Raw genomic sequence first — 24,579 nt, forward strand, 5'->3', positions numbered from 1 at the left:
GAACTCAGCCCGAGACCGCGGCGAGCGCCTCGGGCAGGGTGAACCGGCCCGCGTACAGCGCCTTGCCGACGATGGACCCCTCGACGCCCCGGTCGACGAGTCCGGCGATCGCCCGGAGGTCGTCGATGGTGGACACGCCGCCCGAGGCCACGACGGGGGCGTCGGTGGCCGCGCAGACCTGCGCGAGGAGTTCGAGGTTGGGGCCGGTGAGGGTGCCGTCCTTGCTCACGTCGGTGACGACGTACCGGGAGCAGCCGTCCTTGTCGAGCCGGGCGAGGGTCTCCCACAGGTTTCCGCCCTCGGTGACCCAGCCGCGACCGCGGAGCTGGTACTCCCCGTCGACGAGGCGCACGTCGAGACCGACGGCGATCTTCTCGCCGTACTTGGCGATGGCACGGGCACACCATTCGGGGTTCTCGATGGCGGCGGTGCCGAGGTTCACGCGACCGCAGCCCGTGGCCAGGGCGGCCTCGAGTGATGCGTCGTCGCGGATTCCACCGGACAGTTCCACCTGGACGTCGAGTTCGCCGACCACGTCGGCGAGAAGTTCCCGGTTCGATCCGCGCCCGAATGCGGCGTCGAGGTCGACGATGTGGACCCACTCGGCACCGTCGTTCTGCCATGCGAGGGCGGCATCACGGGGCGAGCCGTATCCGGTCTCGCTTCCCGCCTCCCCCTGGACGAGGCGAACAGCTTCACCGTTGACGACATCTACAGCAGGCAAAAGGACCAGGCTCACGTGCGACAACCCTAGTCGCTCAGCGGTCGGAACCCGGCCCCGGGTCCTCGCGATCGGGACCGTACGCGTTGCGGGTCATGCGTTTCGACACGTAGCCCATGGCCGCGATCGCGCCGGCGACGCCGAGCAATCCGACGATCAGCCCGAGGACGGGCCCCGGCTTCGCCACCAGAATGATGACGGTGGCGAGGACGAGCACCGCGGTGGCGGCGCCCATCGCATACACGGCGAGCCTGCCGATCGACAGGTCGCCGCGACCGCCGCCGGGTTCGGTCACAAGCTGCGGACCCAGTTGCGGAGCAGTTCCGCTCCCGCGTCGCCGGACTTCTCGGGGTGGAACTGGGTGGCGGACAATGCGCCGTTCTCGACCGCGGCCAAGAATTTGCCGCCGTGGTCGGCCCACGTCAGGGCGGGCGGTGCGAGCCGCTCCGGCGTCGGGAGCTCCCAGGTCTGCGCCGCATACGAGTGGACGAAGTAGAAGCGCGTGCCGGGATCGATCCCGGCGAACAGCGTGCTGTTGCCGGGCGCCTCCACGGTGTTCCAGCCCATGTGGGGCAGCACGTCGGCCTGCAGGCGCTCGACGGTGCCAGGCCACTCGCCGCAGCCCTCCGCCTCGACGCCGAATTCGACTCCGCGTTCGAAGAGGATCTGCATGCCGACGCAGATTCCGAGGACCGGCCGGCCGCCGGCCAGGCGCTGACCGATGATCCGTTCCCCGCGGACGGCGCGGAGTCCCTCCATGCAGGCCGCGAACGCGCCGACACCGGGAACGACGAGACCGTCGGCCGCGAGCGCGACCTTGTGGTCGGAGGTGACCTCGACGCGCGCACCGGTCCGGGCCAGCGCGCGGGTGGCCGAATGCAGGTTGCCGGAGCCGTAGTCGAGGACGGCAATCGTGGAGACGGTCATGGCACAACCTTATCCGGCGGGTGAACGGCGCCGGAGGGCGCGGCCGAGAACCGTTCCGGCGGCGGGGACCACCGCGACCGCGGTCGCCGCGACCCCGAATACCCAGGAATACCCGGCCGTCGAGGCGACGACTCCGAGCGCGAGGGAACCGAATCCGGTGCCGGCGTCGAACCCGATGTTCCAGCCGGCGCTCGCCGAGCCGAATCGGGCGGGCCCCGCGGCGGTGAAGATCATGACGAGGGACTCGTTCTGTACCGCGCCGAACCCGAATCCGAACGCCAGCGCCGCGAACACCAGCAGCGGTGCGGGCGCACCCGTCGCCGCGGCGACGGCGAACAGCACCAGGCCGAGGCACACGAACGCCAGGGCGGGCACCAGGGCACGGCCGACCCCGAGGCGGTCGGAAAAGGATCCCGCGGCGTACCGCCCGACCAGCGTCGCACCGCTGGAGACGGCGAGGATCACCCCGGCGAGCGACGCCCGCTCCGAGATCGCGATCGGGAGCAGGCTGGACAGGCCACCGAACGCGGCCGCCGCGATCGCGATCGCGAGCCAGGGAGTCAGCACCGCGGCGAGCGGGATGCGGCCCGATGCGGTGCGATCCGCGGGGGCGTGGATGGCCGGCAGCCGCGTGATCGCGAGCACGGCGAGCGCCGGGATGAGCGCCCCGATCACGAAGACGGGCGTCGCGGACCAGTGCTGCATGATCGCGAGACCCGCGGGCAGCCCGACCATCTGCGCGGCGGCCACCGCGATTCCCTGCGCGCCCGTCGCCCTGCCGAGCAGCTCCCGGGGAACCAGTTCCGCGACCAGTGCACTACTGGCGACGGTGAGCATGCCGAAGCCGGATCCGCGGACCGCCGAGACGGCGAGCACCGGGATCGCGTCGGTGGACAGCAGCAGGAGCAGCGACGGTGGCCCGAGCAGGAGGCAGCCGGCAGCGAGCACCCATCGATGCCCCCACCTGTGCAGGAGCCGGGGCACGCCGAGTTGCGTGATCACGGTGGCGGCCATGAACACGGCCGTCACGCTGCCCGCGAGGGTGTCCGAGCCGCCGGACAGTGACACGATCAGCGGCACCACCGGCAGGAGCACGGCCCAGCCGCCGAACGCCGCCGCGCCCATCACCATCGCGGCGACCATGCCCGGTGTGCGGAGCAGGCCCCGGCGAGCCTCCACGGCGATCGGCATCACACCAGCCTGAGAACGCCCGCCACGGCTGCCAGCACGGCCAGTGCCAGCAGCACACCCGAGGCCAGTTTGTTGAACTTCCACATGGAGTACGCGCCGCCCGCCGCGATTCCCGCGGCGATGAACAGGACGTAGACGAGGACGACGCTCACGAATGCGTCCGGTTCACAGGCTGCCCTTGGTGGACGGCACACCCGTGACGCGGGGATCCGGTTCGACGGCCTCGCGCAGTGCCCGGGCGACGGCCTTGAACTCGGCTTCGGTGATGTGGTGCTGGTCGCGTCCGTACAGCACGCGCACGTGCAGGGCGATGCGCGCGTTGAGCGCGATCGACTCGAACACGTGGCGGTTGATCACCGTCGCGTACGGCACCCCCGGGTACCCGCCGATCACCGAGTGCAGCAGGTGTTCCGGTTCGCCGGTGTGGACACAGTACGGACGGCCGGACACGTCGACGGACGCGTGCGCGAGCGTCTCGTCCATGGGGATGAACGCGTCACCGAACCGTCGGATGCCCTTCTTGTCGCCGAGGGCCTGACCCAGGGCCTGACCGAGCACGATCGACGTGTCCTCCACCGTGTGGTGCGCTTCGATCTCGATGTCGCCCTTCGCGTGGACGGTGAGGTCGAAACTCGCGTGGGAACCGAGCGCGGTCAGCATGTGATCGAAGAACGGGACACCCGTGGAGACGTCGACGATTCCGGTGCCGTCGAGGTTCAGTTCGACGGTGATGCTGGATTCCTTGGTGGTGCGCTCCACGCGGGCGATGCGGTCGGTCATCCTCGGTCTCCTGAGCTGGTGAGTTCGGTGGCGGCGATCTCGTCGCTCGCCACGATGAAGGCGTCGTTCTCGGAGGCCAGGCCGACGGTGGCGCGCAGGTATCCGGGGATGCCGACGTCCCGGATCAGCACGCCGCGGTCGAGGTAGGCCTGCCAGGCGTGTGCACTGTCGGTGAACTCACCGAACAGGATGAAGTTGGCGTCACTGGGGACGACACGGAACCCGGTGTCTTCCAATGCCTTCGACACCCGTACCCGTTCGGTCGCGAGCGCGTGCACGCTGCCGAGCGTCTCGTTCGCGTGCCGCAGCGCCGCCCGGGCGGCGGCCTGCGTGACCACCGACAGGTGATACGGCAGCCGGACCAGGAGCAGCGCCTCGATGAAAGCCGGTGCCGCCGCGAGATATCCGAGCCGGCCGCCGGCGAACGCGAACGCCTTGCTCATCGTCCGCGACACGACCAGCTTCGACGGGTACTCGTCGATCAGCGTCAGGGCACTGGGCGCGTCGGAGAATTCGGCGTACGCCTCGTCGACGATCACGATGCCCGGGGCGACGTCGAGGACCCGGCGCAGTTCCGCGATACCGACACTGTGCCCGGTCGGGTTGTTGGGGCTGGTGACGAACACGACGTCGGGCGTGCGTTCGGCGATCGCCGCGACCGCGGCGTCCACGTCGAGCGCGAAGTCGGCGCGCCGGAAGATCGGTAGCCATTCGGTCTCGGTGCCGTCCGCGATGATCGGATGCATCGAGTACGACGGCACGAAGCCCATCGCGCTGCGCCCGGGACCGCCGAACGCCTGCAGCAACTGCTGCAGGATCTCGTTGGACCCGTTGGCCGCCCACACGTTGTCGACCGTCACCGGCACACCCGTCTGGCGGGCGAGGTACGCGGCGAGGTCGGTGCGCAGTGCGACCGCGTCGCGGTCCGGGTAGCGGTGCAGTTCCCGCGCCGCCTCCCGGACGGACTCCGCGACGTCGTCGACGAGCGCCTGCGTGGGCGGGTGCGGGTTCTCGTTGGTGTTCAGCTGAACGGGGACCGTCAGCTGCGGCGCCCCGTACGCCGACTTGCCGCGCAGATTCTCCCGGATCGGCAACGCGTCGACCCCGATCGCGGATCCGGGCACGTTCGACGCGGTCACCGCAGCGCCTCGAACCGCAGCCGCACGGCCTCGCCGTGTGCGGGCAGGTCCTCGGCGTTCGCGAGGGTGATGACGTGGCCGGAGACCTCTTTCAGCGCGGACTCGGAGTAGTCGACGACGTGGATGCCACGAAGGAATGTCTGCACACTCAGGCCCGAGGAGTGCCGGGCACAACCGGCGGTCGGCAGAACGTGGTTGGATCCGGCGCAGTAGTCGCCGAGGCTGACCGGCGCCCACGGCCCGACGAACACCGCGCCCGCGCTGGTCACCTTCGCGGCGACGGCGGTGGCGTTCTCGGTCTGGATCTCGAGGTGCTCGGCGGCGTACGCGTTGACCACCCGCAGCCCGGCCTCGACGTCGGAGACCAGGACGGTGCCCGACTGCGTGCCGGACAGCGCGGCGGTGACGCGCTCCCGGTGCTTGGTGATCTCGAGCTGCGCGGCCAGGGCGGTGTCGACGGCGTCGGCGAGCTCGACGCTGCTGGTGACGAGCACGCTCGCGGCCATCACGTCGTGTTCGGCCTGACTGATCATGTCGGCCGCGACGTGCACCGGGTCGGCCGTGTGATCGGCGAGGATCGCGATCTCGGTGGGCCCCGCCTCGGCGTCGATGCCGACGAGGCCGCGGCAGAGGCGCTTGGCGGCCGTGACGTAGATGTTGCCGGGGCCGGTGATGAGGTCGACGGGGGCGAGTTCTTCACCGCTCGTGTCCGTGCCGCCGTAGGTGAGGAGGGCGACCGCCTGACCGCCGCCGACGGCCCACACCTCGTCGACGCCCAGCAGGGCGGCCGCGGCGAGGATGGTCGGATGCGGCAGACCACCGAACCCGGACTGCGGCGGCGACGCCACCACGAGCGAGCGGACACCGGCGGCCTGCGCGGGGACGACGTTCATCACGACGCTGGACGGGTAGACGGCGTTGCCGCCCGGGACGTACAGCCCGACCCGGTCGACGGGCACCCACCGTTCGGTGACGGTGCCGCCCGGGACGACCTCGGTGGTGGTGTCGGTGCGGCGCTGGTCGGCGTGGACCTTGCGGGTCCGTTCGATCGCGACCTCGAGGGCGGCGCGGACGGCCGGGTCGAGTTCGTGGAGGGCGCGGTCCAGCTCGGCCTGCGGCACCCGCACCTGCGCGGGGCGGACGCCGTCGAACTTCTCACTGAACTCGAGGGCCGCGTCGGCGCCGCGCTCACGGACCGCCTCGACGACGGGGCGAACCTGATGCAGGACCGCGTCCACATCCACTCCACCTCGAGGAAGTGCGGCGCGAAGTTCGGCCGTGGAAGGGGTACGACCACGAAGGTCGGTGCGGGCGAGCATGAGAGGTCCTCTCTGCGACTGTCGGGACACGGTGTCTCGGACGAGCGGACTGTTCTGCGGAGAACAGGGCTCGACACCGATTATCCAGGATAGGCGCACCCCATTTTCACCGGTCGGCGGCCGACCGGGTTTCGGTCGGCGACCGTGCACACACAGGCACCCGCCGGCGTCGGAACGCCGGCGGGTGCTGCGCTGTGGTGCGCGTCGTCCCGGTCGCGGGAACCTCGACAGGCTAGAGGCGGGTGGACTCCACGAACCTCCTCGCCAGGTTCTCCTCGGTGGACGCACCGGGCGTCCACTCGGTGATCCACGGACCGGTGCCCTCGCTGGGGTCGACCACTCCCCGCTCCAGCCACGCGTACCGTCCCTCGAGGATCGAGCGCGCGACCTGCTTGTCCACGTCGTCGGTGTTGTGCCACAACCCTTCGAACAGCTTCTCGACCCGCAGCGCCGCCTGCCGGCAGAACACGTCGGCGAGTTCGTACGCTGCCGCACCCTCGGCCTCGTTCTCCTCGCGCTGCATCTCCGCCTTGACGCACGTCGCGGACATCGCGAACAGTTCGGCGCCGATGTCCACGACCCGGCCGAGGAAGCCCTGCTGCTTCTCCAGCGCCGCCTGCCACCGGGCCATCCCGTAGAACGTCGAACGCGCCAGCTTCCGGGAGTGCCGTTCGACGAACCGCAGATGCTTCGCGAGGACGCCGAATTCGCTGTACGACGTCGGCACCTGCCCCTTGCCGGCCACGAGTTGCGGCAGCCACTTCGCGTAGAACCCGCTCGCCTTGGCAGCCGCGCGGGCTTTCGCACCGGCGTCGGCGTGCGGGTCCGCGAGGTCGCCGGCCGCCGTGAGGTGCGCGTCCACGGCCTCGCGCGCGACCAGCAACCGCATGATCTCGCTGGAGCCCTCGAAGATCCGGTTGATGCGCAGGTCGCGGTCCAGTTGCTCGACCGGTACGGCCCGTTCTCCGCGGGCGGCCAGCGACGCCGCCGTCTCATATCCGCGACCGCCGCGGACCTGGATCAGTTCGTCGGAGATGACGCAGGCCATCTCGGACGACCACAGCTTGGCGAGCGCCGCCTCGATCCGGATGTCGTTGCGGCCCTCGTCGTTCATATGCGCCGACAGGTCCACCACCGCTTCGAGGGCGTACGTGGTCGCGGCGATGAACGACAACTTGTTGGCGACGGCCGCGTGCTCGCCGACGGGCTTGCCCCACTGCACGCGCACACCGGACCATTCGCGGGCGATCTTCAGCGACCACTTGCCCGCCCCGGCGCACATCGCCGGAATCGCCAGCCTGCCCGCGTTGAGCGTGGTGAGCGCGATCTTCAGTCCGTCGCCTTCCCGGCCGATCAGGTTCTCCCGCGGGACTCGGACGTTGTACATCCGGGTGACGCCGTTCTCGATTCCGCGTAGTCCCATGAACGCGTTGCGCCGTTCGACGGTGATGCCGGGGGTGTCGGCCTCGACGACGAAGGCGGAGATGCCGCCGCGGTGGCCCTCGCTCTTGGGTACGCGCGCCATGACGACGAGCAGTTCCGCGACGACCCCGTTGGTCGTCCACAGCTTCACACCGTTCAGTTCGTACGCGGCGCCGTCCTCGATGGGTGTCGCCGACGACGCCAGCCGCGCGGGGTCCGACCCGACGTCGGGTTCGGTGAGCAGGAAGGCGGAGATGGCGCCGCGCGCACATCGCGGAAGGAATTCGCGCTTCTGCTCGGGGGTGCCGGCGAGCTTGAGCGGCTCGGGGACGCCGATCGACTGATGCGCCGACAGCAACGCGCCCAGGCTCGGATGCACCGAGGCGACGAGCATCAACGCCCGGTTGTACGCGACCTGCGAGAGCCCGAGGCCGCCGTACTCCTCGGAGATCTTCAGGCCGAAGCATCCGAGGTCGGCGAGGCCGCGGACGTATTCGTCGGGAATGCGTGACTGCGATTCGATGACGCTGCCGTCCATCTCCTCGCAGTAGGCGCGGAGTCGGACGAGGAATTCCTCGGCCTTGGCGGCGTCGTCCGCAGCCGGCCGTGGGAAGGGATGAACCAGATCCAGCCGGAACCGTCCCAGAAACAGTTCTTTCGCGAAGGAGGGTTTGTCCCAGCCGGACTCCCTCGCCTCCTCTGCGACCGCTCGTGCTTCTTCTTCGGTGACCTTCGGAGCTGAGGTGTCGACCATGACGCGCCTCCTACTGGCGGGTAGTCCTACTCGCCAGTATCCCCCAATCGGCGCACTCTGGAGTGCATTTCCGATACTCTTCGGCCGATGCGGACTCCCACGCGACTCCTGGGTGCCGGCGCGGTTCTACTGTGCTTGCTGAGCCCCGCCGCCGCGGTGCACGCGGCGCCGCTCCCCGACGACTTCCTGTGGGGCGTGGCGACGTCCGGGTTCCAGTCGGAGGGTTCCTCCCCGGACAGCAACTGGCGGCGGTACTCCGACTCCGGCCGGACCCACGACGCGATCGAGAATTCCGTCGACTTTCGTCACCGGTACGCCGAGGACATCGCCCGCGCCGCGGACCTGGGTGTCGACGTGTTCCGGTTCGGCGTCGAATGGGCGCGGGTGGAGCCGGCCCCCGGCGTATGGGACGAGACCGAACTGCGGTACTACGACGACGTCGTCCAGGAGATCACCCGCCGCGGAATGACCCCGATGATCACGCTCGACCACTGGGTGTACCCGGGGTGGGTCGCCGATCAGGGTGGGTGGGCCGAGCCGGACACCGTCGACGACTGGCTCGCGAACGCGCAGAAGGTGGTCGAGCGCTATTCCGGTCTCGGCGCCCTCTGGATCACGATCAACGAGCCGACGGTGTACGTGCAGAAGGAGCTGACGTTCGGCGGCATCGGCCCGGACCGGGTCCCGCAGATGCTCGACCGGCTCGTCGAGGTCCACCGCCGCGCGTACGACCTCATCCACGACCGGGACCCGGGCGCCCGGGTGAGCAGCAACCTCGCGTACGTCCCGGCAGCGATGGATGCGCTCGACGCCACGTTCGTCGACCGTGTCCGCGACAAACTCGACTTCCTCGGCGTCGACTACTACTACGGCCTCTCCCTCGACAACCTCACCGCGGCGAACGCCGTCACCGACGCCTTCTACGCCATCGACCCCCAACCGGACGGCATCTACCACGCCCTGATGCGGTACGCCCGCGCCTTCCCCGGACTGCCGCTGTACGTCGTGGAGAACGGCATGTCCACCGACGACGGGAAGCCCCGGCCGGACGGCTACACCCGGTCCGATCATCTCCGCGATCACGTCTACTGGATGGAGCGGGCGCGGGCGGACGGCGCCCCGGTGATCGGATACAACTACTGGTCCATCACCGACAACTACGAATGGGGCACGTTCCGTCCCCGGTTCGGCCTGTTCACCGTCGACGCGCTGACCGATCCGACCCTCACCCGGCGACCCACCGACGCGGTGACGACGTACCGGGACCTCGTCGCGAACGGGCTCCCGCCCGGCTACCGACCCGTTCGGCCCGCCGGTGCCTGCTCCCTCGTCGATCCGCCGATCAGCTGCGTCGATCCCCCGTAGACCGGTCGCCGCCGGGACGCGTCGTACGATCACCTGGTGGCGTGGCAGATGTGGTGTGCAGTGCTCGGGGCGTCGTGCGTGATCAGCCTGTCCCCGGGGGCGGGCGCGATCGCGTCGATGGCCACGGGGATGCGGTGCGGGCTGCGCCGCGGCTACTGGAACATCGCCGGTCTCCAGCTGGGGCTGCTGCTGCAGATCGCGGTCGTCGCCGCCGGACTCGGTGCACTGCTCGCCAACTCGACGCTCGCCTTCACCGTGATCAAATGGTTCGGCGTCGCCTACCTGGTGTACCTCGGCGTCCGGCAGTGGCGGGCGAGCGCGACCGACGTATCCGAAGTCGACGAGGCTGTCGCCGAGACCAGCGGTCCCGCGATGACGCTGCGCGGTTTCCTGGTCAACGCCAGTAACCCGAAGGCCGTCGTCTTCATGCTGGCGGTGCTCCCGCAGTTCATCATCCCGTCGGCACCGCTGCTCCCCCAGTACCTGATCATCGCCGCCACCATGGTCGCGGTCGACGTCGCCGTCATGACCGGTTACACCGGGCTGGCGTCGAAAGTCCTGCGGCTGATGCGCTCACCGCGCCAGCAACGCGCCACCAACCGGACGTTCTCCGGGTTGTTCTTCGTGGCGGCCACGTTCCTCGCGACGATCCGCCGCGCCGTCTGACCCGTGAGTACTTCTTAACCGCGGGCGGTTAAGAAGTACTCACGGGTGAGAATCACATGTCGAGGCCGAGATCCAACACGGTCACGGAATGGGTGAGCGCACCGACCGCAAGGTAGTCGACTCCGGTCCCGGCGTAGTCGGCCGCGACGTCCAGCGTGAGACCACCCGACGATTCCAGCTTGGTGCCGGGCGCGGTGGCGTCGCGGCGTTGCACGGCGATCTGCGTCTGCCACAGCGGGAAGTTGTCGAGCAGCACCAGTTCGACGTTCTCGGCCAGAACCTCGTCGAGCTGCGAGAGGCTGTCGACCTCCACCTCGCATTCGATGTCCGGCGCCGCGGCGCGCACGGCCCGCAGCGCCGCCACCACCGACCCGGCCGCCGCGACGTGGTTGTCCTTGATCAGCGCGGCGTCGCCGAGACCCATCCGGTGGTTGACGCCGCCGCCCACCCGGACCGCGTACTTCTGCAACGACCGCAGGCCCGGCAGCGTCTTGCGGCTGTCGCGGATCTTCGCCCCGGTGCCGTCGACCGCGTCCACCCACGCGGCGGTCGCGGTGGCGATGCCGGACAGGTGGCACACCAGGTTCAGCATCGTCCGCTCCGCGGTGAGCAGCCCCTGGGTGGGTGCCGACACCGTCAGCACGGCCTGCCCGGGGGCGACGCGGGTGCCGTCGGCGACCCGGTCGAGGACCTCGTAGCGACCCGACCCGATCACCTCGTCGAGCACCAGCAGCCCGACGTCGAGACCGGCGACGGTGCCGTGGGCGCGCGACACCACGGACGCCTTGGCCACCGCATCGGCCGGGACCGTGGACGACGACGTCACGTCCGGTCCGTATCGCAGGTCCTCGTCGAGGGCCAGACGCACGAGGGTGCGCACCTCGTCCGCGTCCAGACCGTCCGGAAGGGCGTGGTCGGCCATCACAGCACTCCTGTCAGTTGAGGTTCGAGAAGCTCGAGTTCGCCGTCGCGCAGGCGCACGTGCGTGCTGCGGCGCCATTCGTCGGACGTCTCCGGGTGGTCACTGCGGGTGTGACATCCGCGGCTCTCGGTCCGCGCGCCGGCGGCGAGCACGAGCGCGGTCGCCGTGAGCGTCAACGCGGCGTCCTCGAGCGCGGTTTCCCCCGCGGGCACCGTGCGCGGCGACACGGCCAGGGAGGCGGCGACCGCCCCGAGACCCGCACCGTCGCGCACGACGGACGCGTTGTCGGTCATCCACTGCTGCACCAGTTCCCGCGGCGCGGTCGGGAGCGCACGCTGCACGGGATCGGACGCCTCCACGCGGACGTCGGCCCGCTCGAGGGCCGCGGCGCCGACGCGCTCGCCGACCACCAGCCCCTCGAGGAGACTGTTGGAGGCCAGCCGGTTGGCGCCGTGCAACCCGGTCCGGGCCACTTCGCCGGCCGCGTAGAGGCCGGCGACAGCAGTACGCCCATGGACGTCGGTGACCACTCCGCCGCACGAGTAGTGCGCGGCGGGTGCGACCGGAATCAGTTGCTCACGCGGGTCGATCCCGGCGTCCAGGCAGGACGCCGTCACGGTCGGGAACCGTTCCGCGAACCCGGGCAGGCGACGAGCGTCGAGGTAGACGTGGTCGTGCCCCAGCTCGCGCAGCCGGGACGCGATCGCCCGCGACACCACGTCGCGGGGCGCCAGGTCGCCGCGCGGATGCACCCCGGCGGTCACGGAATCACCGTTCGCGTCGACGAGGATCGCGCCCTCGCCGCGGACGGCCTCGCTGACCAGCGGGCGCCGGCCGAGACCGCCGGGCGTGAACAGGACGGTCGGGTGGAACTGCACGAACTCCAGATCGGCGACGGCCGCTCCGGCGTCCAGCGCGAGGGCGATGCCGTCCGCGGTGGCCCCGGGCGGGTTGGTGCTGCACGCGTACAGCTGCCCGAGACCGCCGGTCGCCAGCAGGACGGCCGGTGCGTGGATCACACCGAGTCCGCGCGGCGAGTCCACGAGTACGCCCGTGACCCCGCGCGCATCGGTGAGCACCCGGACGGCGGACGCACCGAACAGGACGGGGAGCCCGGCCGCGCCCAGCGCGCGCTGCACCTCGGCGCCCGTGGCGTCGCCGCCGGCGTGGATGATCCGCCGGGTACTGTGCCCGCCCTCACGGGTACGAGAGACGGTTCCGTCGCGGCCGCGGTCGAACACCGCACCCAGGTCGGTCAGCGCGGCCACCGCGTCGCGGCCTCCCGCGACGATCGACCGTACGGCGTCCTCGTCGCACAGACCCACACCGGCCTCACACGTGTCGGCGACGTGCGACTCCACCGAATCGGTGACGGCGTCACCCACCACCGCGATGCCGCCCTGCGCGTATTGCGTCGCGGTGTCCGCCGGCCCTCCCTTGCTGACGGTGAGCACGGTCAGCCCGCGCAGCGAGGCGGTGCGCGCGGCCGTCAGTCCGGCCACGCCCCCGCCGACTACGACGAGGTCGGCGTGCTCTTCCCAGGAAATCCCCCGGGCCGGGCTGCTCACTCGCCGCCGCCCGGGTTTCCGATCTCGATCATGCGCTGCACCGACTTGCGGGCCCGCTCCGCGGTTTCGAGGTCGACGTGCACCTCGTCCTTGCCTTCGAGCAGGCAGCGGAGGAGGGCAGCGGGGGTGATCATCTTCATGTACGGGCAGGACGCGCGGTCGTTGACGGCCTGGAAGTCGACGTCCGGCGCGGCCTTGCGCAGCTGGTGCAGCATCCCGACCTCGGTGGCCACCAGCACCTGCTTGGCGCCGGTCGCGCGGGCGGCGTCGAGCATGCCGCCGGTCGACAGGATCTTCACCTTGTCCTCGGGCACGAATCCCTCGCCGGCCAAGTAGAGAGCCGAGGTGGCGCAGCCGCATTCGGGGTGCACGAACAGTTCGGCGCCGGGGTGGGCCTTGGCCTGCGCGGTGAGCTCGTCGCCGTTGATGCCGGCGTGGACGTGGCACTCACCCGCCCAGATCTGCATGTTCTTGCGACCGGTGACACGCTTGACGTGGGCGCCGAGGAACTGGTCGGGAAGGAACAACACCTCGCGGTCGGGGTCGATCGACGCGACCACGTCGACGGCGTTGGACGACGTGCAGCAGATGTCCGTCAGTCCCTTCACCTCGGCGGTGGTGTTGACGTACGACACGACGACGGCGTCGGGGAACTCGGCCTTCCACTCGCGCAACTGGTCGGCGGTGATCGAGTCGGCCAGGGAGCATCCCGCGCGCTCGTCCGGGATCAGCACCGTCTTGGCGGGGCTGAGGATCTTGGCGGTTTCGGCCATGAAGTGCACGCCGCAGAACACGATGGTGTCCTCGGGGGCCTCGGCCGCGATGCGCGAGAGCGCCAGGGAGTCGCCCACGTGGTCGGCCACGTCCTGAATGGCGGGCAGCTGGTAGTTGTGCGCGAGCAGGGTCGCTCCCCGCTCCCGTGCCAGCCGTTTGATCTCGGCAGCCCACTCTTCGCTCGCCTCGACGCCCGCGTAACCGCCGGGACCGTCCTGAATCTGCGGGTTGGTACCCGCCCACAACGTCGTGGTCGTCATGGCTTGCTCCTTCACCGTGAACTCGGGCGGGCTGGCCCGAATTTCCGAAATCGAGGTTTTCGACTTAGGGTCGAAAACATGCCCAATAGTAACACCACGCATGAAGTGCTCACCGCGGTGTTCCAGGTTCGCCACTTCCCGGACCACATCACCGCAGGTCAAGGCGGTGATCTCCGTCACGCGGCCGGCAGCGGCGAGCTCGCCGTGCTGCTGTGGCAGCGAGCCCTCGACCCCCAGGCCGGAGCGTGGTCGCTGCCCGGCGGACTCCTCCGCGAGGACGAGGACCTCACGACGTCCGCGCGACGCCAGCTGGCCGAGAAAGTGGACGTGCGGGAGGTCTCCCACCTCGAGCAGCTCTCGGTGTTCAGCGACCCGCGCCGCGTGCCCGGCCCGCGCACCATCGCGTCGACGTTCCTCGGGCTCGTCCCCCTCCCCGCCGACCCGACATTGCCCCCCGACACCGCGTGGCACCCGGTGTCCGCACTCCCGGAGATGGCGTTCGATCACGGCACCGTCGTCCGGCACGCGCGCACCCGTCTCGCGGCCAAACTGTCGTACACCAACATCGCATTCGGACTGGCCCCCGACGAGTTCTCCATGTCCACGCTCCGCGAGATCTACTGCGCGGCACTGGGTTACCAGGTGGATGCCACCAACCTCCAGCGCGTCCTCGGCCGGCGTGGGGTACTGACACCCACGGGCAGCACGGCACCGTCGGGACGCACCGGCGGGCGCCCGGCCGCGCTCTACCGGTTCACCGACTCCACCCTGCGGGTGACGGACGAGTTCGCCGCGCTCCGGCCGCCGAGCTGACCCGCACCATCAGGCCGCCGCGTTCCCCTGGGATGCCTCACTCCCCTGCGACACACTGCGGCGCCGCCACGCCGACGCGACGGAGGACTCGGCGCCGAGCACCGAATCGATGCGGCCGAAGCGTGCGAGGACGCGGTCGAGCAGCGTCTCGACCTGCCGGGGGTCGGTGGGGTCGGCAGCGACCGCGAGCAGCCGGTGTCCGGACATGCCCGGCATGATCCGGGCCAGTTCGGCGACGGTGCGTGCGGTGACCGCGACGCACCAGCCCGAATCGAGCAACTCCTGCGCGGTGCGCCTGCCCTGCTCGCCGCCCGCCGCGGTCACGAGCACCACTCCGCGGATCGAACGGGTCTCGTCCGGGTACATCATCTTCGCCTCCTGAGGGATCGACATTGTCCGATTCCAGGTAAGCGCCGGTACTCGAGCGCGCGATGAGGGCACGCTGTGAGATCGCCGGGAGTGGGCGGCGTCAGGCCGGCGCGAGACCCCGCCAGAATGTGTCCGATGCGGCCGTGACCACTTCGTCGACGGGGGCGCCGTCGAGCATTCCACCGGCGGCGAGCGTCGCGATCCCGTGGAAGGTGGCAAACGCGACGAGGGCGATGCGTGACGCGTCCCCGGGCCCGATCTCGCCCGACGCCTGGGCGTCGGCGACGATCCGCACCGTCAGGTCCATCGCGGCGTGGCCTGCGTCCACCAATTCGGTGGCCGCCCCGGGAGCGTGCTTGCTGCCGTACATGAGGGCCAGCAACTCGCGGTGGCCGAGCGCAAAGGTCACGTACGCGTCGGCGAGCGCGGCAAAGCGGGCGCGGGCGTGGGGTTCGGCCTCGTCGACCGCGCGTTCCAGCGCTCGCGTGAGACGAACGAATCCGGATTCCGCGAGCGCTTCCAGCAATGCCCGGCGGTCCCGGAAGTGCTTGCTGGGTGCGGCGTGGCTGACCCCGGCCTCACGGGCGAGTTGGCGAAGGGAGAGTCCGTCGACGCCGTCCTTCTCGAGCGTGCTCTCGGCGCGGGCGAGCAGCACCTGGCGAAGGCTTCCGTGATGGTAGGGCTGTTCGGCGACGGACATGGGGCCAGCCTAACAAGAAGTTGTCGTTGACTACATAGATGACACTGACTACATTCGCATGCACCCCACCGCTAGGAGCAGACATGTCCTTCGACGTATCCGGAACGACCGTCCTCATCACCGGCGCGAGCGCGGGCCTCGGCGTCGAGTTCGCTCGCCGATTCGCGGAGCGGGGGGCCGACCTGGTCCTCGTCGCCCGTCGCGCCGACCGGCTCGAGCGGCTCGCGACCGAACTCCGCGACACACACCACGTGTCCGTCGCCGTCCTTCCGTTCGACCTCGCCACCCCCGGCGCCGGAGAACGACTGCGCGGCGAACTCACCGCCCGCGGCATCCGCGTCGACTCCCTGATCAACAACGCCGGCTTCGGGACGCACGGAGATTTCGCGTCCGCCGATCTGGCTCGGCTCACCTCCGAGATCCAGCTCAACGTCACGACGCTGGTCGATCTGTCGCACACGTTCCTGCCCGACCTGCTCCGGGGACGCGGCGCACTCGTGAACGTGGCGAGCACCGCCGCGTTCCAGCCGACACCGGGGATGGCCGTCTACGGGGCGACGAAGGCGTTCGTCCTGAACTTCACGGAGGCGTTGTGGGCGGAGGCGCGGGGCACCGGCCTCACCGTCCTCGCCGTCTGCCCGGGCGCCACCCGCACCGAGTTCTTCGACGTCGTCGGTTCCGAGGACGCCGCCGTCGGTCGCATGCAGACGCCGGACCAGGTGGTGACGACGACGTTGCGCGCACTGGATCGCCGGAGCACGCCGCCGAGCGTCGTCTCCGGGGTGATGAACTGGGTGTCGTCGATCAGCACGCGATTCGCGACCCGCCGCATCGGCGCCCTCGCCAGCGGGCGCCTTCTCGGCGACGTGCGCATGCGCACCTCGGTCACGATGTAAGCGTCGCGTCGCGCTCGTCCGGCTCGTCGAGGTCGACCGGGTGGTCGCTCACGCCGAGATCGTCGTACGGGTTGAGCGCGGCGAGCACCAACGTCAGCACGCACGCGATCAGGGGCTGGAAGATCAGCACGAGCGGCGTGCCGATCCCCGGTGCGACCGCCACCACGACCCCGGCCGCGGAGGTGTCGGGGTCGGGAAAGCGCAGCGCCGCCACACCGATTCCCCCGAGCGCCATCACGCAGGCGCCGACCACACTGCCGCCGAGGACAGCCCCGAGCGCCACCGGGCCGCGGCTTCTGCGCGCCGTCCACGCCGCGACCGCGGTGAGGACGCCGACCACGAGGCCCGCGCACGCGAACATTCCGATGGCGTCGAACCGGTGCACGCTCTCCCCCGTCAGCGACACCCCGCGGTCGGGGGCGACGACCAGAAGATGTTCGGCCGGTGCGAGCACACCCCACAGCACCCCCACGAGCGCGCTCGCCACCACCGTCCCGCAGAAGATTCCGGCGGCAGAGCGAAGCCTGAAACGCGGGAGTGTGGTCACCTCCCCGACGCTACCGCCGTCCGGCGGAGATCGAGTCGAACACACCGTGGCGGGAACATTTCGCCCACCAGCCGTCGGGGCTGATCTGTACGACCATCCGGCGGCCGCACGCCTCACAGAAGCGTGGCGGCTCGAGTCCCAGCTGCGCCGCCGTGGGTACGGCGTCGTCGACACCGGCCACCACGCGGCGGCCGGTGTAGGGGTTGTATCGCTCCTCACCCGTCACGGTGTCCGCCATGGTCGTCACAGGGTGTCGTTCAGGGCCTTGATCGGCATCTGCAGATCGACGAGCAGGTCGAGGTCCTGTTCGGCCGGGCGGCCGAGGGTGGTCAGGTAGTTGCCGACGATGACGGCGTTGATGCCGCCGAGGATGCCCTGCTTGGCACCGAGGTCGCCGAGGGTGATCTCGCGGCCGCCGGCGAAGCGGAGGATGGTGCGGGGCAGTGCGAGGCGGAACGCGGCCACCGATTTGAGGGCCTCGCTCGCGGGCAGGACCTCGAGGTCGCCGAACGGGGTCCCGGGGCGGGGGTTGAGGAAGTTGAGCGGGACCTCGTCGGGTTCGAGTTCGGCGAGGTTGGCCGCGAACTCGGCGCGCTGCTCGAGGCTCTCGCCCATGCCGAGGATGCCGCCGCAGCACACCTCCATGCCGGCTTCGCGCACCATGCGGAGGGTGTTCCAGCGCTCGTCCCACGTGTGGGTGGTGACGACGTTCGGGAAGTGCGACTTCGACGTCTCGAGGTTGTGGTTGTAGCGGTGCACTCCCATCGCGGCGAGCTGGTCGACCTGTTCCTGGGTGAGCATGCCCAGCGAGCAGGCGATCTGGATGTCGACCTCGTTGCGGATCGCCTCGATGCCGGCGGCGACCTGGGCGAGCAGGCGCTCGTCGGGGCCGCGGACGGCGGCGACGATGCAGAATTCGCTGGCACCGGATTTGGCCGTCTGCTTGGCGGCCTCCACCAGCGACGGGATGTCGAGCCACGCCGCGCGCACCGGCGACTGGAACAGTCCGGACTGGGAGCAGAAGTGGCAGTCCTCGGGGCAGCCGCCGGTCTTGAGGCTGATGATGCCCTCGACCTCGACCTCGGGGCCGCACCACTTCATGCGCACGTCGTGGGCGAGGGCGAGCAGTTCTTCGAGCCGGTCGTCGGGAAGTTGCAGAACCTCGAGCACCTGGCTCTCGGTCAGCGCCTCTCCGCGCTCGAGAACCTGATCACGCGCGAGGGCGAGGATGTCTGTCTGTACCGGGGCCGAGGTCACACGTATCTCCTGGAAAGCGGGCCGATCACGTGTCGCGGATCGACGGAACCGAAAAATTGAACACCGTACAAGTTGAACGGTGTTCACGTTAGATCCGTGGTGGAATACTGTCAAAGCCGAAGCAGGCTTTTCGACGAGATGGGGAGATCACACAGTGCAATTGCGACGAGGCGACGTACTCGACGGCGCAATGGCGATCCTCGACGAGTTCGGCCTCGCCGACCTCACGATGCGCCGACTCGCAACGGCACTCGGGGTCCAACCGGGCGCCCTGTACTGGCATTTCCCCAACAAGCAGACCCTGCTCGGCGCCCTCGCCGACAAGATCCTCGAAGACGTCGACGCCCCCGTCACGGCCCCCGGCTGGGACGCGGAGTTCACTGAACTCGCCCACCGCCTCCGCACCGCACTGCTCGCCCACCGCGACGGTGCCGAACTGGTCTCCGCCACGTACGCGTCCCGCATGACGAACTCCCGGGTCCGGGAGAGCTTCGCCGCGGTCGGCCTGCGGTCCGGGCTGTCCCGCGAACACGCGGAACTGTCGTCCTACTCGCTGCTCTACTACGTCCTCGGCCACACGGTCGACGAGCAGTCGCGGGCGCAGATGGAGTCGGCAGGCGCCCTCACCCGGGCCGCCCTGTCCCCCGACGCGCCGCAGTCGCCGATCGCGGCGTACGACGAGGACCTACTCGACGGCGATCCGGCGGTCCGGTTCGACTTCGGCCTGTCGCTGTTCGTCGACGGGATTCGTGCACGCCTGAAAGACTCCGCCCACCGCCCCTGATCGAGCACAATTGAGTCGACGTCGTGTCGGCCTCCTGCGGGCCGCGCGGCGCCCCCGACGGCCCAGGGACGGACGCGATGACGTCTTCACTCGGCCGCCGCGCCGGAACGGCTCTCGCGGCGGCACTCGCTCTGTCACTCCTCGGCGCGCCCACCCCGGCGCCGGCGCAGCAGGCTGCGGGCGGCGAACCGGGAGCCGTCGTCGTCGCGACGCCGGTGGCGCCGGACGCGCGACCGCCGGGCGTCGCCGACGCCACCTACGTCACCTACTGGACGACGGGGCCGATGAACGAACCTGCGCTCAGCACCGGCGCGATCCTGCTGCCACCCGGCGAGGCGCCGCCGGGCGGGTGGCCCGTCGTGTCCTGGGCCCACGGCACGGTCGGTATCGCGGACGCGTGCGCGCCGACGGTGACGGGGAAGATCGTCGGACCGTACGTCCGTGCCTGGCTGGATCAGGGATACGCCGTCGCCGCAACGGATTACGTCGGGCTCGGCACTCCCGGTGTGCACCCGTACCTGGACGGACCGACCGAGGCGCACAGCGTGATCGACATGGTGCGGGCCGCGCGGGCCGTCACACCGTCGCTGTCGGATCGGTGGGTCGCGCTCGGCCAATCCCAGGGCGGCCACGCAGCTCTCGTCGCCGCCTCGATGGCCACCACGTATGCGCCCGATCTCGACTTCCGGGGCACCGTCGCCACCGGCGCCCCGTCGAATCTGGAGAACCTGGCGCCGCTCGTCGGCCCGGGCTTCCCTCAGATCCCCCTCACCGGGAGCACCGTGTTCGTGGCGTACGCACTCGCCGGGCTCCGCGCGTCACGGCCCGACCTCGACATCGACAGCTACCTCACCCCGCTCGGCATCGACGTTCTCGATCGCGTCGAATCGCTCTGCTACGAGGAGGCCGCACCCCAACTCGCCGGCATCTCGATCGGACAGTTGATGTCGCGGCCGCTCGACGACCCGGCCGTCCTGGCGGCGGTGCGCACCACCCTCGGCGTGCCCGTTCGGGGCTACGACCGCCCGCTGTTCATCGGCCAGGGCCTGTTCGACGACGTCGTCCCCATAGCGCTCACCTGGAAGTTCACGGCCGACCTCACGGCGAATGGACAGAGCTTCGTGTTCCGGACGTATCCGACGGGCCACCTCCAGACCATGCCCGCGTCCCTGCCCGACACGAGTGCGTTCGTCCGGGATCTATTCAAGTAGACAACTGGTAAGACCACTTGACCTCTTACCTGTCCTGGTTCTAGTGTCGGGTCATGATGTTCGAACCGATCGCACGGAAATCCGCCTCCACCGAAGTCTTCGACCAGATCACCGCCCGGGTGCTGGGCGGCGATCTCGCCGCCGGCGAGGCCCTTCCGAGCGAACGACGCCTCGCCGAGGCGTTCGGGGTGTCCCGGCCCGCGGTCCGGGAAGCGATCCAGAAATTGGCCCAGGCGGGACTCGTCGAGGTCCGGCAGGGCGACGCGACCTCGGTGCGCGACTTCCGGCAGCACGGCGGGCCCGAACTGCTGTCCCAGTTGCTCGTTCGCGGCGGCGAACCCGACTTCGCGGTGGTCCGCAGCGTGCTCGAGGCCCGGCGGATGATCGGCGTGCAGGTTGCCCGGCTCGCCGCGACCCGGGCAACCGACGAGTCGGGCGCGGTCCTCCGGGCTGCGGTGGATCACCTCGCGTCCGACAGCGACCCCGTCGCGCAGCAGGTCGCCGCCCTGGCCTTCTGGGAGCGCGTGGTCGACACCGCCGATTCGATCGCGTTCCGCCTCATCTTCAACAGCCTGCGCAACGCGTACGAGCCGACCATGACGGCCATGGCCGCCGTCATGGTCGCGGAGGTCGGCCGCACCGACCTGTACCGCGGCCTGGCGGAGGCGATCTCCGCGCACGACGACGAACTCGCGGCACAGACCGCCTCCACCCTCCTCGACCTCGGGACGGCGGCCGTGACCGCCGTGATCGACGCACTGCAACACGATTCGGAGAAGGACACATGACCACGACACCTCCCGCAGATCGACGCCAACGCAGGTCGATCAGCCTCCGCGACGCAGCGGACCAGTTCCGCCGCCACCCGTCCCCGTGGATGATCAGCGGGATGCTGATCGCCGCGGTGGCCGCCCGCGTCGCCGTCGGCGACTGGCAGATCACCGACGCCGTGGTTCCTGCGGTGATGCTGGCGGTTTTCCCGTTCGCCGAATGGGTCATCCACGTGTGCATCCTGCACTGGAAACCCCGGAAGGTTCTGGGGCTGACCGTCGATTCGCTCCTCGCCCGAAAACATCGCGAGCACCACGTCGATCCGCGCGACGTGCCGCTGATCTTCATCCCGTGGCAGACGCTGATGTGGTTGATCCCGGTGCTCGTGGCCATTGCGCTGCTCGCGTTTCCGCGTATCGGGCTCGGACTGACGTTCCTGGTGGTGCTGAGCATCCTGGGTGTGCTGTACGAATGGACGCACTACCTCATCCACAGCGACTACAAGCCGAACTCCCGCCTGTACCGGGCGATCTGGCGCAACCACCGCCACCACCACTACAAGAACGAGCACTACTGGTTCACGGTCACCACCTCGGGCACCGCCGACCGGATCCTCGGCACCGACCCCGACCCCGAATCGGTGGAGAAGTCACCCACCGCCCGCAATCTCCACGCCGTGCGCTGACGCACCCGTGAGTACTTGTCAACCGCCGGCGGTTGACAAGTACTCACGGGCGGCGAAGTCGCAGCTTGTTGCCCAACCAGACGAGCGGGTCGTACCGGCGGTCGACCACCCGCTCCTTCATCGGAATGATGGCGTTGTCGGTGATCTTGATCCCCTCCGGGCACACCTCGGTACAGCACTTGGTGATGTTGCAGAGCCCGAGACCGAAGTCTTCCTGCGCCGCATCACGACGGTCGGCCGTGTCGAGTGGATGCATCTCCAGTTCGGCGACGCGGATGAAGAAGCGGGGACCGGAGAACGCCGGCTTGTTGTCGTCGTGATCCCGGATGACGTGGCAGGTGTTCTGGCAGAGAAAGCATTCGATGCACTTGCGGAACTCCTGCGACCGCTCGACGTCGACCTGCTGCATCCGGTACTCACCCGGCTCCAGCCCCGGCGGCGGGGTGAACGACGGGATCTCCCGGGCCTTCTCGTAGTTGAACGACACATCGGTGACGAGGTCCCGGATGACCGGGAACGCCCGCAGCGGCGTCACCGTCACCACCTCGTCCTCCGTGAACGTCGACATCCGCGTCATGCACATCAGCCGTGGCCGCCCGTTGATCTCCGCGGAACACGACCCGCACTTGCCCGCCTTGCAGTTCCACCGCACCGCCAGATCCGGGGCCTGGGTGGCCTGCAACCGGTGGATGATGTCGAGCACCACCTCACCTTCGTTGACGGGGATGGAGTAGTCCTCGAGGGCGCCGCCGTCGGCGTCGCCGCGCCATACCCGGAACTGCGCGTCGTATCCCATCTCAGGCCTTCCTTCCCGGATGTTCCGCGAGCTCGGCGTCGGTGTAGTACTTGGCCAGTTCGTCGATGTCGAACAGCTCCAGCAGTTCCGGTCGCATCGGGACCTGGGGCTCGCGGGTCACCGTGACGTCCGGGACCACGGAGTCGGGGTGCGTGGACATGTCGCCGACCACGCTGCAGACCAGCAGGGTGTTGCGCCAGTCCGCCTCCATGTTCGGGTGGTCGTCGCGGGTGTGCCCGCCGCGACTTTCCGTGCGCAGCAGAGCCGCCTGCGCGACGCATTCGCTGACCAGCACCATGTTCCGCAGGTCGACGGCGAGGTGCCAGCCGGGGTTGAACTGGCGGTGCCCCTCCACCTCGACGCCTCCGATCCGGCCCTTGATCTCGGTGAGTTTCTCCAGGGCGCGCGCGATCTCGTCCTCCTTCCGGATGATGCCGACGAGGTCGTTCATGGTCTGCTGCAGTTCGGTGTGGAGGGTATACGGGTTCTCGGTGGTACCGCCCTCCTCGACGGACGGATCGAACGGCGACAACAACATCCGTGCCGCCGCGTCCACCGCGGCCGCGGAGACGGCGGGACGCTCCTGGAGCGACTTCACGTATTCCGCGGCCCCGAGTCCCGCACGCCGCCCGAACACGAGCAGATCGGACAGCGAGTTGCCGCCGAGCCGGTTGGAACCGTGCATCCCGCCGGAGCACTCCCCCGCGGCGAACAGACCGGCGACGCTGGACGACCCGCTGTCGGGGTCCACCTCGATGCCGCCCATCACGTAGTGACAGGTGGGCCCGACCTCCATTTGCTCCTTGGTGATGTCGACGTCTGCGAGTTCCTTGAACTGGTGGTACATCGAGGGCAGCCGCCGCACGATTTCGTCGGCGGGCATCCGCGAGGCGATGTCGAGGTACACGCCGCCGTGCGGCGTCTGCCTGCCTGCCTTGACTTCGGAGTTGATGGCCCGGGCCACCTCGTCGCGGGGCAGCAGATCCGGTGTGCGGCGGTTGTTGTCGGAATCCTTGTACCAGCCGTCGGCCTCTTCCTCGGTCTCCGCGTACTGGCCTTTGAAGACCGGCGGGATGTACGAGAACATGAACCGTTCGCCTTCGGAGTTCTTCAGCACACCGCCGTCGCCGCGGACGCCCTCCGTGACGAGGATGCCCTTGACGCTGGGCGGCCACACCATGCCGGTGGGGTGGAACTGGACGAATTCCATGTTGATGAGGTTGGCGCCTGCGCGCAGGGCGAGGGCGTGACCGTCGCCGGTGTACTCCCACGAGTTGGACGTCACCTTGAACGATTTGCCGATCCCGCCGGTGGCCATCACGACGGCGGGTGCCTCGAACAGGACGAAGCGTCCACTCTCACGCCAGTATCCGAAGGCACCGGAGATCCGGTCACCGTCCTTGGTGAGTTCGGAGATGGTGCATTCGGCGAAGATCTTGATCCGGGCCTCGTAGTCGCCGCTGGCGGCGAAATCCTCCTGCTGCAGCGACACGATCTTCTGCTGCATGGTGCGGATCAGTTCGAGACCGGTGCGGTCGCCGACGTGCGCGAGCCGCGGATAGGTGTGGCCACCGAAGTTACGCTGGCTGATCCGGCCGTCGGGAGTCCGATCGAACAGTGCGCCGTACGTCTCGAGTTCCCACACCCGGTCGGGTGCTTCCCGCGCGTGCAGTTCGGCCATCCGCCAGTTGTTAAGGAACTTGCCGCCGCGCATCGTGTCCTGGAAGTGGGTCTGCCAGGTGTCCTTCTCGTTGGCGTTTCCCATCGCGGCGGCGCAGCCGCCCTCCGCCATGACCGTGTGCGCCTTGCCGAACAGCGACTTGCAGACGACGGCGACGGACAGGCCCTGCTCCCGGGCTTCGATGACGGCTCGCAGTCCGGCGCCCCCGGCACCGATGACCACGACGTCGTACTGGTGCCGTTCGACTTCCGTCATTCCACT

General features: G+C 69.6%; 27 protein-coding genes. 8 read left to right on the top strand and 19 right to left on the bottom strand.

The genetic code is table 11. From position 1 onward, the window contains the following. Window positions 1-4 precede the first annotated feature (4 nt). The 9 genes from priA to ACFTWF_RS25315 form a co-directional block, all read right to left on the bottom strand. Entirely contained in the window at window positions 5-739 is a 735-nt protein-coding gene (gene priA / locus ACFTWF_RS25275; RefSeq protein ID WP_012687996.1) for a bifunctional 1-(5-phosphoribosyl)-5-((5-phosphoribosylamino)methylideneamino)imidazole-4-carboxamide isomerase/phosphoribosylanthranilate isomerase PriA, read from the bottom strand. 19 nt (window positions 740-758) lie between these two features. Beyond that, window positions 759-1,016, bottom strand: a complete 258-nt coding sequence (locus ACFTWF_RS25280) for a hypothetical protein (protein WP_378463902.1) — start codon at window positions 1,014-1,016, stop codon at window positions 759-761. Continuing rightward, complete coding sequence (gene hisH / locus ACFTWF_RS25285; RefSeq protein WP_185724367.1) at window positions 1,013-1,648, bottom strand: imidazole glycerol phosphate synthase subunit HisH; 636 nt, start codon at window positions 1,646-1,648, stop codon at window positions 1,013-1,015. The genes ACFTWF_RS25280 and hisH overlap by 4 nt, the downstream gene beginning before the upstream one ends. 9 nt (window positions 1,649-1,657) lie before the next feature. Beyond that, entirely contained in the window at window positions 1,658-2,839 is a 1,182-nt protein-coding gene (locus ACFTWF_RS25290) for an MFS transporter (protein ID WP_378463903.1), read from the bottom strand. Next, window positions 2,839-2,991 (bottom strand): hypothetical protein, encoded by a 153-nt coding sequence (locus ACFTWF_RS25295; RefSeq protein ID WP_378463904.1) that lies wholly within the window; start codon window positions 2,989-2,991, stop codon window positions 2,839-2,841. The genes ACFTWF_RS25290 and ACFTWF_RS25295 overlap by 1 nt, the downstream gene beginning before the upstream one ends. Before the next feature lie 13 nt (window positions 2,992-3,004). Next, window positions 3,005-3,619 (bottom strand): imidazoleglycerol-phosphate dehydratase HisB, encoded by a 615-nt coding sequence (gene hisB / locus ACFTWF_RS25300; RefSeq protein ID WP_011594184.1) that lies wholly within the window; start codon window positions 3,617-3,619, stop codon window positions 3,005-3,007. Beyond that, the gene (locus tag ACFTWF_RS25305) at window positions 3,616-4,758 is read right to left on the bottom strand and encodes a histidinol-phosphate transaminase (RefSeq protein WP_378463905.1); all 1,143 of its coding nucleotides are present in this window, start codon (window positions 4,756-4,758) and stop codon (window positions 3,616-3,618) included. Before ACFTWF_RS25305 ends, hisB begins: the two co-directional genes overlap by 4 nt. Beyond that, window positions 4,755-6,077 (bottom strand): histidinol dehydrogenase, encoded by a 1,323-nt coding sequence (gene hisD / locus ACFTWF_RS25310; protein ID WP_378463906.1) that lies wholly within the window; start codon window positions 6,075-6,077, stop codon window positions 4,755-4,757. Before hisD ends, ACFTWF_RS25305 begins: the two co-directional genes overlap by 4 nt. Window positions 6,078-6,309: 232 nt before the next feature. Next, window positions 6,310-8,253, bottom strand: coding sequence for an acyl-CoA dehydrogenase family protein (locus tag ACFTWF_RS25315; protein WP_378463907.1), 1,944 nt, complete (start codon window positions 8,251-8,253; stop codon window positions 6,310-6,312). A gap of 87 nt (window positions 8,254-8,340) precedes the next feature. Between ACFTWF_RS25315 and ACFTWF_RS25320 the strand changes: the two genes are divergently transcribed. Continuing rightward, window positions 8,341-9,618: a glycoside hydrolase family 1 protein gene (locus tag ACFTWF_RS25320; RefSeq protein WP_378463908.1), complete on the top strand. Its 1,278-nt coding sequence runs from the start codon at window positions 8,341-8,343 to the stop codon at window positions 9,616-9,618. Window positions 9,619-9,654: 36 nt separating this feature from the next. Further along, the gene (locus tag ACFTWF_RS25325) at window positions 9,655-10,284 is read left to right on the top strand and encodes a LysE family transporter (protein WP_378463909.1); all 630 of its coding nucleotides are present in this window, start codon (window positions 9,655-9,657) and stop codon (window positions 10,282-10,284) included. Between the two features lie 52 nt (window positions 10,285-10,336). On the opposite strand, the gene nadC is transcribed toward ACFTWF_RS25325, so the two are convergent. Genes nadC through nadA form a run of 3 tightly spaced genes read right to left on the bottom strand, consistent with a single transcriptional unit; the run spans window position 10,337 to window position 13,808 of the window. Then, the gene (gene nadC, locus ACFTWF_RS25330) at window positions 10,337-11,206 is read right to left on the bottom strand and encodes a carboxylating nicotinate-nucleotide diphosphorylase (protein WP_378463910.1); all 870 of its coding nucleotides are present in this window, start codon (window positions 11,204-11,206) and stop codon (window positions 10,337-10,339) included. Further along, window positions 11,206-12,774: an L-aspartate oxidase gene (locus ACFTWF_RS25335; RefSeq protein WP_378463911.1), complete on the bottom strand. Its 1,569-nt coding sequence runs from the start codon at window positions 12,772-12,774 to the stop codon at window positions 11,206-11,208. Before ACFTWF_RS25335 ends, nadC begins: the two co-directional genes overlap by 1 nt. Beyond that, entirely contained in the window at window positions 12,771-13,808 is a 1,038-nt protein-coding gene (gene nadA / locus ACFTWF_RS25340) for a quinolinate synthase NadA (RefSeq protein WP_378463912.1), read from the bottom strand. The genes ACFTWF_RS25335 and nadA overlap by 4 nt, the downstream gene beginning before the upstream one ends. A 78-nt stretch (window positions 13,809-13,886) precedes the next feature. Between nadA and ACFTWF_RS25345 the strand changes: the two genes are divergently transcribed. Next, entirely contained in the window at window positions 13,887-14,621 is a 735-nt protein-coding gene (locus ACFTWF_RS25345; RefSeq protein WP_378463913.1) for an NUDIX domain-containing protein, read from the top strand. Window positions 14,622-14,630: 9 nt separating this feature from the next. Here the strand turns inward: ACFTWF_RS25345 and ACFTWF_RS25350 are convergent, their stop codons facing one another. Then, window positions 14,631-15,014 carry an SDR family NAD(P)-dependent oxidoreductase gene (locus ACFTWF_RS25350; RefSeq protein WP_378463914.1) on the bottom strand — a complete coding sequence of 128 codons (384 nt, stop codon included), beginning with the start codon at window positions 15,012-15,014 and terminating at the stop codon, window positions 14,631-14,633. 76 nt (window positions 15,015-15,090) lie between these two features. Further along, window positions 15,091-15,690, bottom strand: a complete 600-nt coding sequence (locus ACFTWF_RS25355; protein WP_378463915.1) for a TetR/AcrR family transcriptional regulator — start codon at window positions 15,688-15,690, stop codon at window positions 15,091-15,093. Window positions 15,691-15,773: 83 nt separating this feature from the next. Here ACFTWF_RS25355 and ACFTWF_RS25360 point away from each other — a divergent pair, with 83 nt between their 5' ends. Beyond that, entirely contained in the window at window positions 15,774-16,586 is an 813-nt protein-coding gene (locus ACFTWF_RS25360; RefSeq protein WP_378463916.1) for an SDR family NAD(P)-dependent oxidoreductase, read from the top strand. Here ACFTWF_RS25360 and ACFTWF_RS25365 read toward each other — a convergent pair. Genes ACFTWF_RS25365 through bioB form a run of 3 tightly spaced genes read right to left on the bottom strand, consistent with a single transcriptional unit; the run spans window position 16,576 to window position 18,390 of the window. After that, a complete protein-coding gene (locus ACFTWF_RS25365) occupies window positions 16,576-17,133 on the bottom strand; it encodes a DUF2567 domain-containing protein (RefSeq protein WP_378463917.1) in 558 nt (185 codons plus the stop codon). The two genes, ACFTWF_RS25360 and ACFTWF_RS25365, sit on opposite strands and share 11 nt — an antisense overlap. Window positions 17,134-17,143: 10 nt before the next feature. Continuing rightward, window positions 17,144-17,371 (bottom strand): hypothetical protein, encoded by a 228-nt coding sequence (locus ACFTWF_RS25370; RefSeq protein WP_378464013.1) that lies wholly within the window; start codon window positions 17,369-17,371, stop codon window positions 17,144-17,146. A 5-nt stretch (window positions 17,372-17,376) separates the two neighbouring features. Continuing rightward, entirely contained in the window at window positions 17,377-18,390 is a 1,014-nt protein-coding gene (gene bioB, locus ACFTWF_RS25375; RefSeq protein WP_378463918.1) for a biotin synthase BioB, read from the bottom strand. 154 nt (window positions 18,391-18,544) lie between these two features. On the opposite strand from bioB, the gene ACFTWF_RS25380 reads away from it, so the two are divergent. The 4 genes from ACFTWF_RS25380 to ACFTWF_RS25395 all read left to right on the top strand — a co-directional run bounded on the left by ACFTWF_RS25380 (window position 18,545) and on the right by ACFTWF_RS25395 (window position 21,841). Next, complete coding sequence (locus ACFTWF_RS25380) at window positions 18,545-19,174, top strand: TetR/AcrR family transcriptional regulator C-terminal domain-containing protein (RefSeq protein ID WP_005260290.1); 630 nt, start codon at window positions 18,545-18,547, stop codon at window positions 19,172-19,174. A gap of 77 nt (window positions 19,175-19,251) precedes the next feature. After that, window positions 19,252-20,385, top strand: coding sequence for a lipase family protein (locus ACFTWF_RS25385; RefSeq protein WP_378463919.1), 1,134 nt, complete (start codon window positions 19,252-19,254; stop codon window positions 20,383-20,385). Between the two features lie 53 nt (window positions 20,386-20,438). Next, window positions 20,439-21,173: a FadR/GntR family transcriptional regulator gene (locus tag ACFTWF_RS25390; RefSeq protein WP_378463920.1), complete on the top strand. Its 735-nt coding sequence runs from the start codon at window positions 20,439-20,441 to the stop codon at window positions 21,171-21,173. Continuing rightward, on the top strand, window positions 21,170-21,841 hold the full coding sequence (locus ACFTWF_RS25395) for a sterol desaturase family protein (RefSeq protein WP_378463921.1): 672 nt from the start codon (window positions 21,170-21,172) through the stop codon (window positions 21,839-21,841). Before ACFTWF_RS25390 ends, ACFTWF_RS25395 begins: the two co-directional genes overlap by 4 nt. Window positions 21,842-21,884: 43 nt before the next feature. Here the strand turns inward: ACFTWF_RS25395 and ACFTWF_RS25400 are convergent, their stop codons facing one another. Continuing rightward, on the bottom strand, window positions 21,885-22,637 hold the full coding sequence (locus tag ACFTWF_RS25400) for a succinate dehydrogenase/fumarate reductase iron-sulfur subunit (RefSeq protein WP_378463922.1): 753 nt from the start codon (window positions 22,635-22,637) through the stop codon (window positions 21,885-21,887). Between the two features lies 1 nt (window position 22,638). Then, window positions 22,639-24,573, bottom strand: a complete 1,935-nt coding sequence (locus ACFTWF_RS25405; RefSeq protein WP_378463923.1) for a fumarate reductase/succinate dehydrogenase flavoprotein subunit — start codon at window positions 24,571-24,573, stop codon at window positions 22,639-22,641. Window positions 24,574-24,579 lie beyond the last annotated feature (6 nt).

The organism is Rhodococcus sp. NPDC056960, from assembly GCF_042674125.1.
Lineage (GTDB): Bacteria > Actinomycetota > Actinomycetes > Mycobacteriales > Mycobacteriaceae > Rhodococcus_F.

Bases quoted from the DNA above. Each gene is read 5' to 3' on its own strand.
- hisH (WP_185724367.1), bottom strand. From the start codon at position 1,648: ATGACCGTCTCCACGATTGCCGTCCTCGACTACGGCTCCGGCAACCTG.
- ACFTWF_RS25290 (WP_378463903.1), bottom strand. From the start codon at position 2,839: ATGCCGATCGCCGTGGAGGCTCGCCGGGGCCTGCTCCGCACACCGGGC.
- hisB (WP_011594184.1), bottom strand. From the start codon at position 3,619: ATGACCGACCGCATCGCCCGCGTGGAGCGCACCACCAAGGAATCCAGC.
- hisD (WP_378463906.1), bottom strand. From the start codon at position 6,077: ATGCTCGCCCGCACCGACCTTCGTGGTCGTACCCCTTCCACGGCCGAA.
- ACFTWF_RS25315 (WP_378463907.1), bottom strand. From the start codon at position 8,253: ATGGTCGACACCTCAGCTCCGAAGGTCACCGAAGAAGAAGCACGAGCG.
- ACFTWF_RS25320 (WP_378463908.1), top strand. From the start codon at position 8,341: ATGCGGACTCCCACGCGACTCCTGGGTGCCGGCGCGGTTCTACTGTGC.
- nadC (WP_378463910.1), bottom strand. From the start codon at position 11,206: ATGGCCGACCACGCCCTTCCGGACGGTCTGGACGCGGACGAGGTGCGC.
- nadA (WP_378463912.1), bottom strand. From the start codon at position 13,808: ATGACGACCACGACGTTGTGGGCGGGTACCAACCCGCAGATTCAGGAC.
- ACFTWF_RS25345 (WP_378463913.1), top strand. From the start codon at position 13,887: ATGCCCAATAGTAACACCACGCATGAAGTGCTCACCGCGGTGTTCCAG.
- ACFTWF_RS25350 (WP_378463914.1), bottom strand. From the start codon at position 15,014: ATGTCGATCCCTCAGGAGGCGAAGATGATGTACCCGGACGAGACCCGT.
- ACFTWF_RS25355 (WP_378463915.1), bottom strand. From the start codon at position 15,690: ATGTCCGTCGCCGAACAGCCCTACCATCACGGAAGCCTTCGCCAGGTG.
- ACFTWF_RS25360 (WP_378463916.1), top strand. From the start codon at position 15,774: ATGTCCTTCGACGTATCCGGAACGACCGTCCTCATCACCGGCGCGAGC.
- ACFTWF_RS25370 (WP_378464013.1), bottom strand. From the start codon at position 17,371: ATGGCGGACACCGTGACGGGTGAGGAGCGATACAACCCCTACACCGGC.
- ACFTWF_RS25385 (WP_378463919.1), top strand. From the start codon at position 19,252: ATGACGTCTTCACTCGGCCGCCGCGCCGGAACGGCTCTCGCGGCGGCA.
- ACFTWF_RS25390 (WP_378463920.1), top strand. From the start codon at position 20,439: ATGATGTTCGAACCGATCGCACGGAAATCCGCCTCCACCGAAGTCTTC.
- ACFTWF_RS25395 (WP_378463921.1), top strand. From the start codon at position 21,170: ATGACCACGACACCTCCCGCAGATCGACGCCAACGCAGGTCGATCAGC.
- ACFTWF_RS25400 (WP_378463922.1), bottom strand. From the start codon at position 22,637: ATGGGATACGACGCGCAGTTCCGGGTATGGCGCGGCGACGCCGACGGC.
- ACFTWF_RS25405 (WP_378463923.1), bottom strand. From the start codon at position 24,573: ATGACGGAAGTCGAACGGCACCAGTACGACGTCGTGGTCATCGGTGCC.